The sequence below is a fragment of the Cupriavidus sp. WGlv3 genome (assembly GCF_023952475.1).
Classification (GTDB): domain Bacteria; phylum Pseudomonadota; class Gammaproteobacteria; order Burkholderiales; family Burkholderiaceae; genus Cupriavidus; species Cupriavidus phytorum.
The window spans coordinates 114,532-129,684 of record NZ_JALHRX010000014.1 but is presented as its reverse complement, the minus strand read 5'-3'; the positions used below and the strand labels follow the sequence as shown (position 1 = coordinate 129,684).

Annotated in this window: 15 protein-coding genes; 8 read left to right on the top strand and 7 right to left on the bottom strand. The window is 69.2% G+C overall.

Annotated elements, in window-relative coordinates:
- Nucleotides 1–12: 12 nt before the first annotated feature.
- The 7 genes from aroE to mpl all read right to left on the bottom strand — a co-directional run bounded on the left by aroE (nucleotide 13) and on the right by mpl (nucleotide 7,716).
- The gene (gene aroE / locus MKD38_RS21865; RefSeq protein WP_252679979.1) at nucleotides 13–900 is read right to left on the bottom strand and encodes a shikimate dehydrogenase; all 888 of its coding nucleotides are present in this window, start codon (nucleotides 898–900) and stop codon (nucleotides 13–15) included.
- Entirely contained in the window at nucleotides 900–1,832 is a 933-nt protein-coding gene (locus MKD38_RS21860; protein ID WP_252679977.1) for an energy transducer TonB, read from the bottom strand. The genes aroE and MKD38_RS21860 overlap by 1 nt, the downstream gene beginning before the upstream one ends.
- Nucleotides 1,833–1,952: 120 nt before the next feature.
- Nucleotides 1,953–4,067 (bottom strand): ribonuclease catalytic domain-containing protein, encoded by a 2,115-nt coding sequence (locus MKD38_RS21855; protein WP_252679975.1) that lies wholly within the window; start codon nucleotides 4,065–4,067, stop codon nucleotides 1,953–1,955.
- Nucleotides 4,068–4,302: 235 nt separating this feature from the next.
- Complete coding sequence (gene fabG, locus MKD38_RS21850; protein ID WP_252679973.1) at nucleotides 4,303–5,043, bottom strand: 3-oxoacyl-ACP reductase FabG; 741 nt, start codon at nucleotides 5,041–5,043, stop codon at nucleotides 4,303–4,305.
- Nucleotides 5,040–5,705: a chorismate--pyruvate lyase family protein gene (locus tag MKD38_RS21845; protein WP_252679971.1), complete on the bottom strand. Its 666-nt coding sequence runs from the start codon at nucleotides 5,703–5,705 to the stop codon at nucleotides 5,040–5,042. Before MKD38_RS21845 ends, fabG begins: the two co-directional genes overlap by 4 nt.
- Nucleotides 5,702–6,316: a YqiA/YcfP family alpha/beta fold hydrolase gene (locus tag MKD38_RS21840; RefSeq protein ID WP_252679969.1), complete on the bottom strand. Its 615-nt coding sequence runs from the start codon at nucleotides 6,314–6,316 to the stop codon at nucleotides 5,702–5,704. Before MKD38_RS21840 ends, MKD38_RS21845 begins: the two co-directional genes overlap by 4 nt.
- A gap of 11 nt (nucleotides 6,317–6,327) precedes the next feature.
- On the bottom strand, nucleotides 6,328–7,716 hold the full coding sequence (gene mpl / locus MKD38_RS21835) for a UDP-N-acetylmuramate:L-alanyl-gamma-D-glutamyl-meso-diaminopimelate ligase (protein WP_252679967.1): 1,389 nt from the start codon (nucleotides 7,714–7,716) through the stop codon (nucleotides 6,328–6,330).
- Nucleotides 7,717–7,913: 197 nt separating this feature from the next.
- Between mpl and MKD38_RS21830 the strand changes: the two genes are divergently transcribed.
- The 8 genes from MKD38_RS21830 to tpx all read left to right on the top strand — a co-directional run bounded on the left by MKD38_RS21830 (nucleotide 7,914) and on the right by tpx (nucleotide 15,100).
- Complete coding sequence (locus MKD38_RS21830) at nucleotides 7,914–8,603, top strand: UDP-N-acetylmuramate--alanine ligase (RefSeq protein ID WP_252679964.1); 690 nt, start codon at nucleotides 7,914–7,916, stop codon at nucleotides 8,601–8,603.
- A 36-nt stretch (nucleotides 8,604–8,639) separates the two neighbouring features.
- The gene (locus MKD38_RS21825) at nucleotides 8,640–9,188 is read left to right on the top strand and encodes a TlpA family protein disulfide reductase (protein ID WP_252679963.1); all 549 of its coding nucleotides are present in this window, start codon (nucleotides 8,640–8,642) and stop codon (nucleotides 9,186–9,188) included.
- A 196-nt stretch (nucleotides 9,189–9,384) separates the two neighbouring features.
- A complete protein-coding gene (gene aroQ / locus MKD38_RS21820) occupies nucleotides 9,385–9,882 on the top strand; it encodes a type II 3-dehydroquinate dehydratase (RefSeq protein WP_252679961.1) in 498 nt (165 codons plus the stop codon).
- A gap of 167 nt (nucleotides 9,883–10,049) precedes the next feature.
- The gene (gene accB, locus MKD38_RS21815; protein WP_252679959.1) at nucleotides 10,050–10,514 is read left to right on the top strand and encodes an acetyl-CoA carboxylase biotin carboxyl carrier protein; all 465 of its coding nucleotides are present in this window, start codon (nucleotides 10,050–10,052) and stop codon (nucleotides 10,512–10,514) included.
- 246 nt (nucleotides 10,515–10,760) lie between these two features.
- Complete coding sequence (gene accC / locus MKD38_RS21810; protein ID WP_115661175.1) at nucleotides 10,761–12,113, top strand: acetyl-CoA carboxylase biotin carboxylase subunit; 1,353 nt, start codon at nucleotides 10,761–10,763, stop codon at nucleotides 12,111–12,113.
- A 39-nt stretch (nucleotides 12,114–12,152) separates the two neighbouring features.
- Nucleotides 12,153–13,046 (top strand): 50S ribosomal protein L11 methyltransferase, encoded by an 894-nt coding sequence (prmA, locus tag MKD38_RS21805; protein ID WP_252679957.1) that lies wholly within the window; start codon nucleotides 12,153–12,155, stop codon nucleotides 13,044–13,046.
- Nucleotides 13,047–13,055: 9 nt separating this feature from the next.
- Nucleotides 13,056–14,501 carry a DUF3426 domain-containing protein gene (locus MKD38_RS21800; protein WP_252679955.1) on the top strand — a complete coding sequence of 482 codons (1,446 nt, stop codon included), beginning with the start codon at nucleotides 13,056–13,058 and terminating at the stop codon, nucleotides 14,499–14,501.
- 98 nt (nucleotides 14,502–14,599) lie between these two features.
- Complete coding sequence (gene tpx / locus MKD38_RS21795) at nucleotides 14,600–15,100, top strand: thiol peroxidase (protein ID WP_252679953.1); 501 nt, start codon at nucleotides 14,600–14,602, stop codon at nucleotides 15,098–15,100.
- The last annotated feature ends 53 nt before the right edge of the window (nucleotides 15,101–15,153 follow it).

Here is a 15,153-nt window from a genome sequence, read left to right as displayed (position 1 = left end):
GCGGCGTCCCGGTCAGCCCTTGCGTTCGGCCTGCAGCGCGGCGCGCAGCTCGGCCAGCACGGGCGCGGTGCGGGGCCGCACGCCACGCCAGATATAGAAGGCCTCGGCGGCCTGCTCGACCAGCATGCCGAGGCCGTCGCTGACGCGCGCGCCGCAGCGCGCGGCGAACTGCAGGAACACGGTGGGCTCGGCGCCGTACATCATGTCGTAGACCAGCACGCCTTCACCCAGCAGGAACTCCGGCACCGGCGGCACCTCGCCCTGCAGGCTGCTGGACGAGGCATTGATCACCACGTCGACGGCTTCGTCCTCGGACAAGCCCTCGAGCGCATCGAGGCCGCCGCCCCACAGCTCGACGCCGTACTGGTCGGCCGCCTCGACAAACTCCTCGAGCATGTCGCTGGCGCGCGACGCGGTGCGGTTGGCCACCACGATGCGCGAGGGCCGGCATTCGATCAGCGGCAGCATCGCGCCCATCGCCGCGCCACCGGCGCCCAGCAGCAGCACGCGCTTGCCCTCGATCAGCGTGTCGAGGTGGTCCTGGATATCGCGCACCAGGCCGATGCCGTCGGTGTTGTCGCCATGGATCAAACCCTCTTCGATCCACAGCGTGTTGACCGCGCCGGCGGCCTCTGCGCGCTCGGTCAGGCGGTCGGCCAGGTCATAGGCTTCCAGCTTGAACGGCACGGTCACGTTGCAGCCGTAGCCGCCGTCGGCGAAGAAACGGCGCACGGTGTCGGCAAACCCGTCCAGCGGCGCCTCCAGGCGGTCATATTGCACGGCCTCGCCAGTCTGGCGCGCGAAGGCGGCGTGGATCGCCGGCGAGCGGCTGTGCGCGACCGGGTTGCCGATCACCACATAGCGGTCGGCGCTGGCTTGGGAAGAGTCAGTGGATGTCATCAGCGTGCCTGCAGCCGGGTTTCCAGCCCGCTGCGCGAAAACTTGAAAGTGGATATGACTTCGAGGATGTCCTGGCGCGCCGACATCTCCGCGGTAAAGGCGCCGAACGGCGCGGCCGCGCGCACGATCGCCACCGCCTGGCGGTCCAGCGCGGGATCGCCCGAGCTCTTGACCACGTCGATGGCGTCGACGTTGTAGCCATCGCGGTTGTAGCCGAGCTTGCCCTGCCGGTTGACGTTGATCACCAGGATCAGCTGGCCGTAGAGCGGCTTGCCGTTGCGCTGCGGGAAATCCGTGGTGCCGCGCGCCTCGATCTTGCGGCGCAGCCGGTCGTAATACTGCGCGTAGTCGACCGCCTGCGCGCTGGTGGCGGTCAGCTGGAAACGCTTGGGCCGCTTGGCGTAGTGCTCCAGGTTGCGGCCGATCTCGGCTTCCAGCCTGGCCATCTCGTCGGCCGAGGTGCGCTCGTCCTGGCCGCGCTGCGGCGTCTCCTGGCGCTTCTCGCCGGGCTTGAGCGGCTGGTTGCGCACCGCCGGCGCGGCCTCGCGCGCCTGGGTCAGCAGGCGCTGCTGCTCCAGCTCCAGCTGCTCGACCCGGCGCTGCACCTGGCGCACCAGGTCGCCCTCCTGCGTCAGGGTCTGCGCCGGCAGCGGCGTGGTGGCGCGCTGCAGGTCATGGTCGCCGCCGCCGTCGAGGTTGGCCTGCGCCAGGGCGGTCGGGTTGCGCGGCTTCTGCGCCGACTTGGCATTGACCAGCACCACGTCCAGCGCGGCGTCGCTGCGCTTGATCTCGAACACTTCCGGCGCGGCCACCCGCACCATCAGCAATAGCGCGTGCACGGCCACGGAAATGGCCAGCGCCCGGGCCAGCAGACTGCTGTGGTGCCACCTGGCATGCCACCAGGGGCGGGAAGCGGCAAGAGTGGCGTTCACGATGGATGGATGAGGGCTCGGGAGACAACCGCGGCGGCACCGGCCGGTGCCGGCTGGCAGAGCGGGCCCGGACTAGACCCGACCCGCATTGTAAGGGAGCCCCGCGGATTTCCGAAGGCTTCAGCCGGCCGCCGGGGTGCCGGTGTCGCGCTCGCCCGACGCCTCGCCGGCGGCGTCGCCGCCCGCTTCGGCCGGCTCCTGATCCGGCACGCCCGCGGCATGCTCGGCGGCTTCCTCGGCCGCTGCATCGGCCGCTGCATCGGCTGCGGCTTCGGCGGACATTTCAGCGGCTTCCTCGTCGCTTTCCAGTTCTTCTTCGGGGACTTCGCCTTCACCGGCAAAGATCTCGAGCACCCGGCACGAGACCTCCAGCGTGATCTCGTCGGTCTCGCCGATCTCCAGCAGCACCTGGGTGCCGCGCTGCGCCTGCACCAGCTCGGGCACGCGCGTGACCAGCGGGATCTCGGTGAAGCGCACCGCCCCTTCCTTGAGCACCGAGGCCACCATGCGCTCGCGGTTTTCCTGCTTGAGCCAGCGCAGGCACCAATAGCGCTCCATGGTCGACTGGTGGTCGGCATAGGCGGCGTAGGTGCCTTCGAAGTCGGCCACCGCGGCCAGCAGGTCGGCGTCCTTGGGCTTGAACGGCGCCACCAGCTTGGCGGTCACGCCGTGCTGAGCCACCGCCAGGATCTGCCACTGGTTGACCAGGTCGACATAGCGGCGCAGCGGCGAGGTGCTCCACGCGTACTGCGCCACACCCAGGCCTTCGTGCGGCGCCGGGTAGGTCTGCATGCGCGTGCGGTGCATGCCCCAGGCCTTCTGCGTGCGGTAGATGCCGGGCACGCCATGGTCCGCCAGCAGCTTGCCCCAGGTGCTGTTGGCCAGGATCATCATCTCGGCCACGATCTTGTCCAGCGGCGAGCCGCGCTTGCGCTGCTCGATGCGCACGCGCTGGCTGCCGTCGGCCTGGTCGTCCAGGTAGAAGTTGAAGTCGGCGCGGTTGTGCGTCTCCGGGCGCAGGCCGCTGGCCAGGCGCGCCTTCTGGCGCTCGTCGTACAGGTAGCCGGCAAAGTGCCACAGCCGGGTCAGCTCCTCGCGGAATGCGTAGTCGCCGGTGCCCTGGGCGAGCGAGGCCTCGGTGATGACATCGTCGAGCAGGTTGTGGCGCAGGTTGGCGGCGATCGGCACCATCTCGGCGCGGGTCTCGCTGCCGGTGATCAGCCACACCGACGGGTCCACCGTCACGTATAGCGACAGCGCCGGGCAAACCCGGCCTTCCTGCAGCGTGTAGCGCTCTACCACCGGGTCGGGCAGCATGGTGATCTTGTCGCCCGGGAAGTACACGGTGGACAGGCGCTGGCGCGCGATCACGTCGAGCGGCTCGCCACGGCGGATGCCCAGCGCGGGAGCGGCGATATGGATGCCGACGCGCAGCTTGCCGTCGGGCAGTTGCGTCACCGACAGCGCATCGTCGATCTCGGTGGTGGTGACGTCGTCGATCGAGAACGCCTCGACCTCGGCCAGCGGCAGGTCAGCCGGCGGCTCGGGCACGTCGGCATCGGCAAAGCCGGTGCCCTTGGGGAAGCACTCGGCCAGGAACTTGGCCTCGTGCAGCGCGCGCGCGCTGGCCACCCCGCCGGCTGCCACCATCAGCCGCATCGGCGACATGCCGAGCGCGGTGCAAGCCGCGTCCATGGCCTTGTATTCCAGGCTGTTCTTGTCCGGCTTGAACAGCAGTTGCAGCACCTTGTTGCGGAACGATTCCGGCAGCGTCAGCGCCTTCAGCTGGTCTTCATATTCGGCCTGCACCAGCGCCTGCTGGCGCTTGCGCTCGAGCGCGGCCAGCGCGGCCTTGAGCTGGTCCTCGGGCGCACGCTGGTAGCGACCGCGGCCCTTGCGGCGGAAGTACACCGGGTTGCCGTGCAGCGCCATCGCCAGCGCCGCCTGCTGCACCGCGCCGGGCTCCGCCCCGTAGTATTCGGCGGCCAACTCGGCAAAGCCGAACTCGGCCTCGGGCGCGCATTCCCACAGGAAGTCCAGGTCGATCTCGGCCACCATGTCGCCGGTCTGGCGCACCAGCTCGGGCGCCGACGGCTGCGCGAACTGCAGCAGCACGTCGCGCGACTTGACCTTGGTGCGCTTGCCGGCCGGCAACTCCACCTGGTAAGCCTCGCCCTGCTGGTTCAGCACGGTGCCGGCGCGGATCTCGCCGCCTTCTTCGAACAGCAACTGCATCGATCGGTACTTTCAACTATGCGCGGAACCGCGCCGGGCGGCCCTGTGGCCGGCGCTGGAGCGGATCCTGTGGGAGAAATGGTGCCACCGCGCGCACCCGGACATCAACGCGTGCGAACGGGAACGGGGGCGGGGCGGATGTGCCTGCCGGCGGCCTGCCGGTGACTGGCAAAGACCCGGCCTGAGACCTGGCATGATACCGCACCCCGGTCCGGCCGCCCGCCCGCCCGGGGGCTCAGAGCGACATGCCGCCGCTGGCCTCGATCGCCACGCCATTGACGTAGCTGGCGTCGTCGCTGGCCAGGAAGGCGTAGATGCTGGCGATCTCGGCCGGCTCGGCCAGCCGGCGCAGCCAGCACGACGACTTCATGCCGTCCAGCACCTTGTCCGGCACGGTCTGCAGGATCTCGGTGTTGACGAAGCCCGGGCACACTGCGTTCACGCGCACGCCCTTGGGGCCCAGCTCGCGCGCCCAGGTCTTGGTGAAGCCGATCACGCCGAACTTGCTGGCGGCGTAGTTGGTCTGGCCGAAATTGCCGTACAGGCCGACCACGCTCGAGGCGTTAAGGATTACGCCCTTGCCCTGCTCGGTCATCAGTCCGGCCACGGCCTGCGCGCAGTTGAATACGCCCTTCAGGTTGACGTCGATGACGGCATCGAACTGGGCCTCGGTCATCTTGGCCAGGCGCGCGTCCTTGGTGATGCCGGCGTTGTTGACCAGGATGTCGACACGCTCGTGCGCGGCCAGCACCGCGGCCACCATGGCGTCGACCTCGTCGCGGCGCGTCACGTCGACGCGGTAGGCCGATACGGTGGCGCCGGTGGCCGCCAGCCTGGCGGCGGCCTCGCGCACGCGCGCTTCCTGCACGTCGCACAGCACGACGATGGCGCCGTCCTCGGCAAAGCGCTGCGCGGTGGCAAAGCCGATGCCGGTGGCGGCACCGGTGATGATGGCAACCCGACCCTGCAGTTTCATCTCGTGGTCTCTTTCTTGATTTCGGTAGTGTGTGTCGAAACAGGGCTTCGGTCTGTGGTCCGCATATATTTGGGATGCGGTACTGCCTCGGTCCCCGGGGACGGCCGCGACAGCAGGTCTGGCAGGAACACTTCTGTCACGAGCATGACGCCGCCGCCGCGCCGGAACACCGAGCGCCGCGCGGTCAGCATGGGCACTGCCGCCATGTCCGGCAGCACGCGGTGCAGGGCCTGGCGCAGCGGGTGGTGCGGAAGCAGCCGCGCAAACTGGAACGGCTCGCGCCGCACCGCCGGATCGACGAACAGGCGCCCGCCCAGCGGGCGCTCGCCCAGCCCGCGCAGGAACGGCCAGTCACGGCGCGCATGGCGCAGCCGCACCACGGTATGGGCGAACACGGCGGGGATCTCGTCGCAGATCAGCAGCACCTCGCGCGTCAGCGCGGGAGTGCGATCGGCTTGGCCCAGCGCCTGCCATTCGTCGGCGAACGGGCGCTGTGGCGCCTGCAGCAGCCGCGCCACGCGAAAGCGCGCGGAAGCGGCCACCAGCCGCGCCGTCAGCGAGCCGTCATCGCCGGTGACCCAGCGCCGCAGGTTGGGCGGGATCGCGGCGTCGAAGGCCAGGTGCGGGCTCCAGCCGCCACGGCGCACCGACTGCGCGCTCATGCCGCGTCGGCGCCGGCGGGCACCTTGCCGCCGGGACCATAGCCGCAGAAGGCGAGCACATCGTCGACGTAGTCGGCAAATTCGCTGATGCCGTGGTCGCTGCCCTCGATCACGCGGATTCTCGCGCCGGGGCAGGCCTCGACCATTTCGCGGTAATCCAGCACCTCGTCGCCGGTGGCGGCGATCAGGTAATAGCGCTCGGGCCGTGTGATGGTGTCCACGCGCAGGTCCAGCAGTTCCTGCAGGTGGCGCCGTTCGACCGTGACCGAGCCGCCGCCGTGCCACAGCGGCTGTTCGCCCAGGTAACTTTCGAGGTCGGTCCAGGGATGGATGGCGGGATTGAGCAAGACGGTCTTGCAGCCGTGCTGCTCGCCCAGCCAGCGCGCATAGAAGCCGCCCAGCGACGAGCCGACGATGGCGATCTGCTGGTCGCCGCCCGCCTGCGCCGCGCGGATCGCCGCCTCGGCCTGGGCCATCGCCAGCGCCGGCGAGACATTGAGCGTGGGGCAGGCGTAGTAGCGGCCCACGCCCCACTCGCGCATGCGCGCCTGCACCAGCTGGGCCTTGAACGACTGGGGGGAAGAGCGGAATCCGTGCAGATACAGCAGCATGGCGAATCCGGTCAGCCCGCGGCGCCCTGGGCCAACGCGTCCAGCAGCTTCTGGTGCACGCCGCCGAAGCCGCCGTTGCTCATCACCAGCACATGGTCGCCCGGCCGCGCCGCGGCGCGCACCGCCCGCACCAGCGTGCCCAGGTCCTGGAACGCGGTGGCGGTGGCGCCCAGCGGCGCCAGCGCTTCGGCCAGGTCCCAGCCCAGCGCGTCCTTGCCGGCGGGGGCGCCGTAGCCGAATACCAGGTCGGCCTGCTCCAGGCTGGCCGGCAGCTGCGCCTTCATCACGCCCAGCTTCATGGTGTTGGAACGCGGCTCCAGCACCGCCAGGATGCGGGCCTTGCCGACGCGGCGGCGCAGCCCGTCCAGCGTGGTCTGGATCGCGGTGGGATGGTGGGCGAAGTCGTCGTAGACCGTGACGCCACCGGCCACGCCGCGCACTTCCATGCGGCGCTTGACGTTGGCGAAGCGTGACAGCGAGGCGATCGCCTGTTCGGCCGGCACCCCGACATGCCGCGCGGCGGCAATCGCGGCGAGCGCGTTCATGCGGTTGTGGGTGCCCTGCAGGTCCCACACCACGGTGCCGGCAACGGCGTTGCCGAACCAGACATCGAACGCATCCTTGCCCGGCGCCGCCTCGGTGCCGGCAGCGTCGCTCTCGCGCCAGTCGCCGACGCCGAACTGCTCCACCTCACTCCAGCAGCCCCGCTCCAGCACGCGCGCCAGGCTCTCTTCCACGCCGTTGACGACGATCCGGCCCTGGCCCGGCACGGTGCGCACCAGGTGATGGAACTGGGTCTCGATCGCGGCCAGATCCGGGAAGATGTCGGCGTGATCGTATTCCAGGTTGTTCAGGATGGCGGTGCGCGGGCGATAGTGGACGAACTTGCTGCGCTTGTCGAAAAACGCCGTGTCGTACTCGTCGGCCTCGATCACGAAGAAGTCCGACTCAGTCACGCGCGCCGAGATGCCGAAGTTCTGCGGCACCCCGCCCACCAGGAAGCCAGGGTTGTAGCCGGCGTCCTCCAGGACCCAGGCCAGCATCGAGGTGGTGGTGGTCTTGCCATGCGTGCCGGCCACTGCCAGCACCCACTTGCGCGCCAGTACGTGCTCGCCCAGCCATTGCGGACCCGACACATAAGGCAGGTTGCGGTCGAGGATGGCCTCCATCAGCGGATTGCCGCGCGAGACCACATTGCCGATCACGAACAGGTCCGGCTCCAGCGCCAGCTGGGCGGGGTCGAAGCCTTCGATCAGTTCGATTCCCTGGGCTTCGAGCTGGGTGCTCATCGGCGGGTAGACGTTGGCATCGCAGCCGGTGACGCGGTGGCCGGCCTGCTTGGCCAGCACCGCCAAGCCGCCCATGAAGGTGCCGCAGATGCCAAGGATATGAATATGCATGTGTTCCCGGAAAGACTTGAAGCCCGCAGGGCTGGGGATTCGGGCCCGGCGGCGCGGCGGCTGGGTGGAGCCTTGTGGCGCGGCGGCGCCCGGGCAGGAAGCCTCCGATTGTACCCGAGCGCCAGCGCCCTTCCCTGCACTGCGAGCGCGCGCGCAGCGCCGCACCGCGACAGCGGACGCCTCCGGTATCATGGGGCATGAACCGACGTACCGCTCCAGATCCCACCCGCCTGCGCGAGGAAATCGCCCAGGCAGCCGCCCGCATGATTGCCGAGGACGGTGCCGACTACGCCACCGCCAAGCGCAAGGCCGCGCGCCAGGTGCTGGGCGAACAACGCGTGCCGGGTGAATGGCTGCCCGACAATGAACAGGTCGAGGCCGAAGTGCGCGCCTACCAGGCGCTGTTCCACGCCGACAGCCAGCCACGCGTGCTGGCGCTGCTGCGCCGGCTGGCGGTGCTGGCGATGCAAGACCTGGCGCCGTTCCGGCCCTATCTGGTCGGCGCGGTGCTAAACGGCACCGCAACGGAACACTCCGATATCTATCTGCAGTGCTTCTGCGACAGCGCCAAGGACGCCGCACTGCACCTGATCAACGCCGGGGTCGACTTCGAAACCAGCGAGAGCCGCCACTTCGGCGGGCGCGGCGAGGTTGAAACCCTGAGTTTCCTGTGGAAAGGCCAATGGCCCGACCGCCGCGAGGCACGACTGCTGGCCGGCGAGGTCCGCGCGGAACTGGGTGCGCCAGTCGGCATCCATATAGCACTGTATGATGCCGTCGATGAACGCGGCGCAATGCGCACTGACACCTCGGGGCGCGCGGTCCGCGCCGATGTGCAGGCCGTGCAGGCCCTGCTGGATGCCGCTGACGCCGCCGGCAACGCCTGAAGCCCCGTCTTACCTTCTACTGGTCAAGCCACCCCCATGACTGAAACCGTTGCCCCACCCGCTCGCCGTTCGCGTCTCTGGCTGTGGATCGCTGTCGCGGTGATCGCCTGTGCCGCCGGGGCGCTGGCCGGGCATTTCGTGTTCTCGCCAAAGCCCGCCAACGATCAGGCCGTCGAAACCCTGTTCCAGTCGCGCCTGCCGGATCCCGCCGGCACAGAACTGGACCTGGGCAAGCTGCGCGGCAAGACCGTGGTCGTCAACTTCTGGGCGCCGTGGTGCGGGCCTTGTGTGGAGGAAATGCCGGAACTGACCGCGCTGCATGAGGAGTTCAAGCACCGCCAGGTGGAATTTGTCGGCATAGGGATCGATTCAGCAGCGAACATCCAGCAGTTCACCCAGAAAGTGCCGGTTGCGTATCCGCTGGCCGTGGCTGGCTTCGCCGGCACCGAGCTGTCCCGCAATTTCGGCAACAGCGCCGGCGGGCTACCCTATACCGTCGTCATCAATCCGGACGGCTCGGTGAAGTATCGCAAGATGGGCCGGGTCACCGCGGACGAACTGCGTGCCGTGCTGCCTCGCACCTGAATCACTTTTTCACCAACATCGCGGAATTTCGGCGTTCTTACTGTATCTGGCTCAGCTGTGGCGCGTTCTGGTGCGGAAGTGCTCAAAAGGCCGCCAGGAGCGTGTCGAGCGTCGCCCAGCCCTGTATCCCGTGCTAGACAAATCGCTCTAAGCTACGGTAATCTCCGCGCAATTTCGTTGATCTGGTCGAGCCGCCGTGACTGCATCCCGCTCTATCCGCCGCTCACCCCGCTACCGCAAGGTGCTGGTCCTGCATGGGCCGAACCTCAACCTGCTGGGGACACGCGAGCCGGAGACCTACGGGCACACCACGCTGGCCGATATCGACGCAGCCCTGGCCGAACGCGCGGCGAAAGCCGGCATTTCGCTGGATACGTTCCAGTCCAACCACGAGGGGGCGCTGGTGGACCGCATCCATGCCGCCCGCGCGGAAGGGGTCGAGTTCATCATCATCAACCCGGCTGCCTATACGCATACCAGCGTGGCGCTGCGCGATGCGCTGGCAGGGGTGGCGATCCCGTTCGTCGAGGTGCACCTGTCGAACGTGCACCGGCGCGAAAGCTTCCGGCACCACTCGTACTTCTCGGACATGGCGGTCGGGGTGGTCTGCGGGCTTGGCTGGCAGGGGTACCTGCTGGCGCTGGACTATGTACTGGGCCAGGAGCAGCCCCCGCCCGACAGTTCGGGGAGCTGAACCCCCACAAGGATTATTTCGACAACCTGCGCGCGCCGCCCGGCGGCCTGCGCCCGTTGGCGTGCTTCGGCACGGCGGGCGCCGGTTTCCGGTGGCCGGCACAACGATTGTTCCGCCGCGGCTCGTCCCGGGCAGCGGCGGAAAACCCGATTCAGGAGGATAAAAAGATGGACCTGCGCAAGCTGAAGACGCTTATCGACCTGGTGGCCGAATCCGGCATCTCCGAGCTGGAAGTCACCGAAGGCGACGGCAAGGTACGCATCGTCAAGCAACCGCCGCAAGTCATCGCCGCGCCGATGGCCATGCCCCAGATGCAGGCCCTGCCCGCCGCCGTTCCTGCCGCCGCCCCGGCCGGCGCCGCCGCACCGGCGGCCGAGCCGGCGGCACAGCTGCCGGCCGGCCATGTGGTGACCTCGCCGATGGTGGGCACGTTCTACCGTGCCCCGTCGCCGGGCGCCGCGCCCTTCGTCAACGTCGGCGATTCGGTCAAGGAAGGCCAGACCGTCTGCATCATCGAAGCCATGAAGCTGCTCAACGAGATCGAGTGCGACAAGGCCGGCGTCATCAAGGAAATCCTGGTCGAGAACGGCCAGGCCGTGGAATACGGCCAGCCGCTGTTCGTCATCGGCTGATCCTGGCCGGCATGCCGGGCCCGATGCTGCAGCCTTCCGCGCCAGCGGTCCACTGCGGCCCTGTCCACGCGGCATGCCAGGGCGCTTCCCGCGCCACGGACGTTATGGGCTTAGCGGCCCGTTCCGTGCAGTTCCATGCAGTTCCCGCAGTCTCGCCGCCCGGGTGGCCACCGGCCATCGCGGAGCGCGCCCGGCGCGCCATGGCGCCACGCAGCGGGACCGCTACTGTTCTCGCAGAGAGAGACCATGTTTGAAAAAATTCTGATCGCGAACCGCGGCGAAATCGCTCTTCGCATCCAGCGCGCCTGCCGCGAACTGGGCATCAAGACGGTCGTGGTGTACTCCGAGGCCGACAAGGAGGCCAAGTACGTGCGCCTGGCAGACGAAGCCGTCTGCATCGGCCCGGCCCCGTCGCCGCTGTCGTACCTGAACATGCCCGCCATCATCTCGGCCGCCGAGGTGACCGATGCGCAGGCCATCCACCCCGGCTACGGCTTCCTGTCCGAGAACGCGGACTTTGCCGAGCGCGTGGAAAAGTCCGGCTTCGTCTTCATCGGCCCGACCGCCGACAGCATCCGCCTGATGGGCGACAAGGTCTCGGCCAAGCAGGCCATGATCAAGGCCGGCGTGCCGTGCGTGCCCGGCTCGGACGGCGCCCTGCCCGACGATCCCAAGGAAATCCTGGCGACCGCGCGCCGCGTCGGCTACCCGGTGATCATCAAGGCCGCCGGCGGCGGCGGTGGCCGCGGCATGCGCGTGGTGCATACCGAAGCCGCTCTGATCAACGCCGTCAATATGACGCGCGAAGAAGCCGGCCGTGCCTTCGGCAATCCCGAGGTCTACATGGAGAAGTTCCTCGAGAACCCACGCCATGTAGAAATCCAGATCCTGGCCGACCAGCACAAGCAGGCTATCTGGCTGGGCGAGCGCGACTGCTCGATGCAGCGCCGCCACCAGAAGGTGATCGAGGAAGCGCCCGCACCGCATATCCCGCGCCGCCTGATCGAGCGTATCGGCGACCGCTGCGCCGACGCGTGCAAGAAGATGGGCTACCGCGGCGCCGGCACCTTCGAGTTCCTGTACGAGAACAACGAGTTCTACTTCATCGAGATGAACACGCGCGTGCAGGTCGAGCACCCGGTCACCGAGATGATCACCGGCATCGACATCGTGCAGGAGCAGATCCGCATCGCCTTCGGCGAAAAGCTGCGCTTCCGCCAGAAGGACGTGCAGTTCCGCGGCCACGCGATCGAATGCCGCATCAACGCCGAGGACCCGTTCAAGTTCATCCCGTCGCCGGGGCGCATCACCGCCTGGCACATGCCCGGTGGCCCGGGTGTGCGGGTCGACTCGCACGCGTATGATGGTTACTTCGTCCCGCCCAACTACGATTCGATGATCGGCAAGATCATCACCTACGGCGCCACGCGCGAGCAGGCCATCGCCCGCATGCGCATCGCGCTGTCCGAAATGGTTGTGGACGGCATCCTGACCAACGTGCCGCTGCACCGCGAGCTGATGATGGACGCCAACTTCGTCGAAGGCGGCACCAGCATCCATTATCTCGAGCATCGCCTGGCAGAGCGCGCGAAGGCCTGAGCACCGGTCAAAGCAACCCGCAGCAACAGAAGGAAGCCCGTGGCATTTCAGGAATGTGTGATCGAAGTGGCGCAGGACCAGGCCGAGGCCTGGTCTGACGCCCTGTTCGACCTCGGCGCGCTGTCGGTCTCGGTGGAAGACGCCGATGCCGATACGCCCGATGAGCAGCCGCTGTTCGGCGAGCCCGGGCTGGAACCGAAGCAACTCGCGTGGAACCGCTCGCGCGTGGTCGCGCTGTTCGGCGATGACGCCGACCCGGCCGTAGTGGTGGCAGCCGCCGCCAACCAGCTCGGCATCGACCCGGTGCCGGCGTACCAGCTGCGCTCGGTCGAGGACCAGGACTGGGTGCGGCTGACGCAATCGCAGTTCGAGCCGATCCGCGTGGGCGAGCGCATCTGGGTGGTGCCGTCGTGGCACGACGCACCCGAGCCCGACGCCGTGGTGCTGGAGCTGGACCCGGGCCTGGCCTTCGGCACCGGCAGCCACCCCACCACGCGGCTGTGCATGCAATGGCTGGAGCAGAACCTGACGCCGGGCGAAACCGTGCTCGACTACGGCTGCGGCTCCGGCATCCTGGCGATCGTGGCGCGCAAGCTGGGCGCGGGCGACACGGTCGGCATCGACATCGACCCCAACGCCGTGGAAGCGTCGCGCTACAACGCCGAACGCAACCGGGTCGAAGCGTCGTTCGCGCTGCCGGAATCGGTGTCCGAAGCCAGCTACGACCTGGTGGTCGCCAATATCCTGTCCAACCCGCTCAAGCTGATGGCGGCCATGCTGAGCGCGCGCGTGCGCGCCGGCGGGCGGCTGGTGCTGTCCGGCGTGCTCGAGCGCCAGGCCGAGGAAGTCGCCGCGGCCTACGCACCCTGGCTGCCGCTGACGGTATGGCGCAGCGAGGAAGGCTGGGTCTGCCTGCACGGCACCCGCCCCTGATTCCGCCAGATGGCCGCCGTCAAGCTAGTCACGCGCTGCCCGGCCTGCCGCACCGCCTTCCGGCTGGTCGCCGACCAGCTGCGGCTGCGCCAGGGGCTGGTGCGCTGCGGCCAGTGCGAAACGGTGTTCGACGCGCGCGAGCACCTGATCGAGATTCCGCTGCCGGCGGGTACCACCGCGGGCAGCGCCCCGGCCCAGGCACAGAAGCCGGCAGCATCTGCCGCGCCTGCCTCCGCTGCCGCTGACACCACCGCGCCGCCCGCCTCGTCACCCGCGGCATCCGCGCCGACGCCCGCCCCGACTCCCGCTTTCACGCCGACCATCGACCCCGGCTACGACGTGCCGGCGCTGGATGCGCCGACCATGCTGATGTCGTCGCCCGAGGACATGGCCACGCCGCCGCAGGCCGGCATGGACGACGCCGAGATCGAACGCGCGCTGCGCGAAGCCAATGCAGCCGTCGCCGACCGCGATGCGCGCGACGCGCAGCGCCAGGCGGACGGCCCGGGTGCCGAAGCGACCGAGGTCCCAGCCGCGGCACCAGCACCGGCGGCACAGCCGCCCGTCCCGGCAACCGCGTGGCCGGCGCTCGACCACGGCGCGCTAGATAGCCCGGCCGAGAAACCCGCGGCGCCGGCCCCCGGCGCCATCCCCAGCGCGAGCGAATTCCTGCGCGCGGCATCGGCCGATGAGGCATCCGATGCCGCGCCCTGGCCGGATCACACGCCGCGCCCGGCTGAGCAGGCTGCGCCCGCCACGCCGCCCAACGCCTTGCCCGCCGCCGGCGAGCAGGACGAAGCGCGCTCCGCCGGCCCCGACACCCTTGCCAGCGTCACCGGCGGCGCGGTCGCGCGCGAGCAGGCGACCCGCCGCTGGCTCCGCGCCGAAGCACCGGCCGGCCCGGTGTTCGCCCCGGACTTCCTGCGGCACGCGCGCGAGCGCGAGCGTGAACGCCAGCCGCGCCGGCCGATTGCGGTGCCACGCGCCGCGTGGCGCGCGGCAGTCGTGGTGCTCGCCATCGCCGCGCTGCTGCAGCTTGCCTACCTGGGACGCAGCCAGCTCGCCGGGCACTTTCCGATGCTGCGCCCGGCACTCGAGGCGGCATGCGCGCCGCTGGGCTGCACCGTGCCGCCGTGGCGCGACATCGATGCGCTGCGCATCGAGACCTCGCAGCTGCAGCGCCAGGATGAAGGCGGCGACACCTACCTGCTGGCCGTCACGCTGCGCAACCTGGGCCGCGCCAGCACCGCGCTGCCGGCGATCGAGCTGGTGATGACCGACCTGCAGGACCAGTTGCTGCTGCGCCGGGTGCTGCAGCCCGCGGAATACCTGGAGCCGTCGCAGCAGGCCTTTGCCGCGCAAGGGCTGCGCGCGGGCATGGAGCTGCCGGTTCGGGTACGATTCCGGACGCAGCAGGCGCCAGCCAACTATCGCGTGCTGATTTTTTACCCCTGAATTCCTGGCCCGCCGCCGGACCGAATCCGAGTCTGGTGGCGAGCCTTGCCCCCGCTCCGGACCACAACCGGAAACCCATCAGATATCAAGGAGTAGACATGAGCAACGTCACCCTCGGCGGCAACGCCATCGAAGTCGCAGGCAAGTTCCCGCAAGCCGGCGACAAGGCCCCCGCCTTCTCGCTGGTCGGCAAGGACCTGAAGGACGTCACGCTGGCCGACTTCGCCGGCAAGCGCAAGGTGCTGAACATCGTCCCGAGCCTGGATACGCCGGTGTGCCAGGCTTCCGCGCGCAAGTTCAACGAAGCCGCCAGCGGCCTGGCCAACACCGTGGTGCTGACCATCTCCGCCGACCTGCCGTTCGCCATGGGCCGCTTCTGCAGCGCCGAAGGCCTGGCCAACGTGGTGCCGCTGTCGACCATGCGCGGCGGCGAGTTCAAGGGCAACTACGGCGTCGACATCAAGACCGGCCCGCTCGCCGGCGTGACCGCCCGTGCCGTAGTGGTGCTGGACGAGAACGACACCGTCAAGTACAGCCAGCTGGTGCCCGAGATCAAGACCGAGCCCGACTACGACGCCGCCCTGGCCGCGCTGAAGTAACAGGCGGCGCGCCTGCGATGTCAGCGGCCGCCCGCGACCACGGGGCGGCCGCT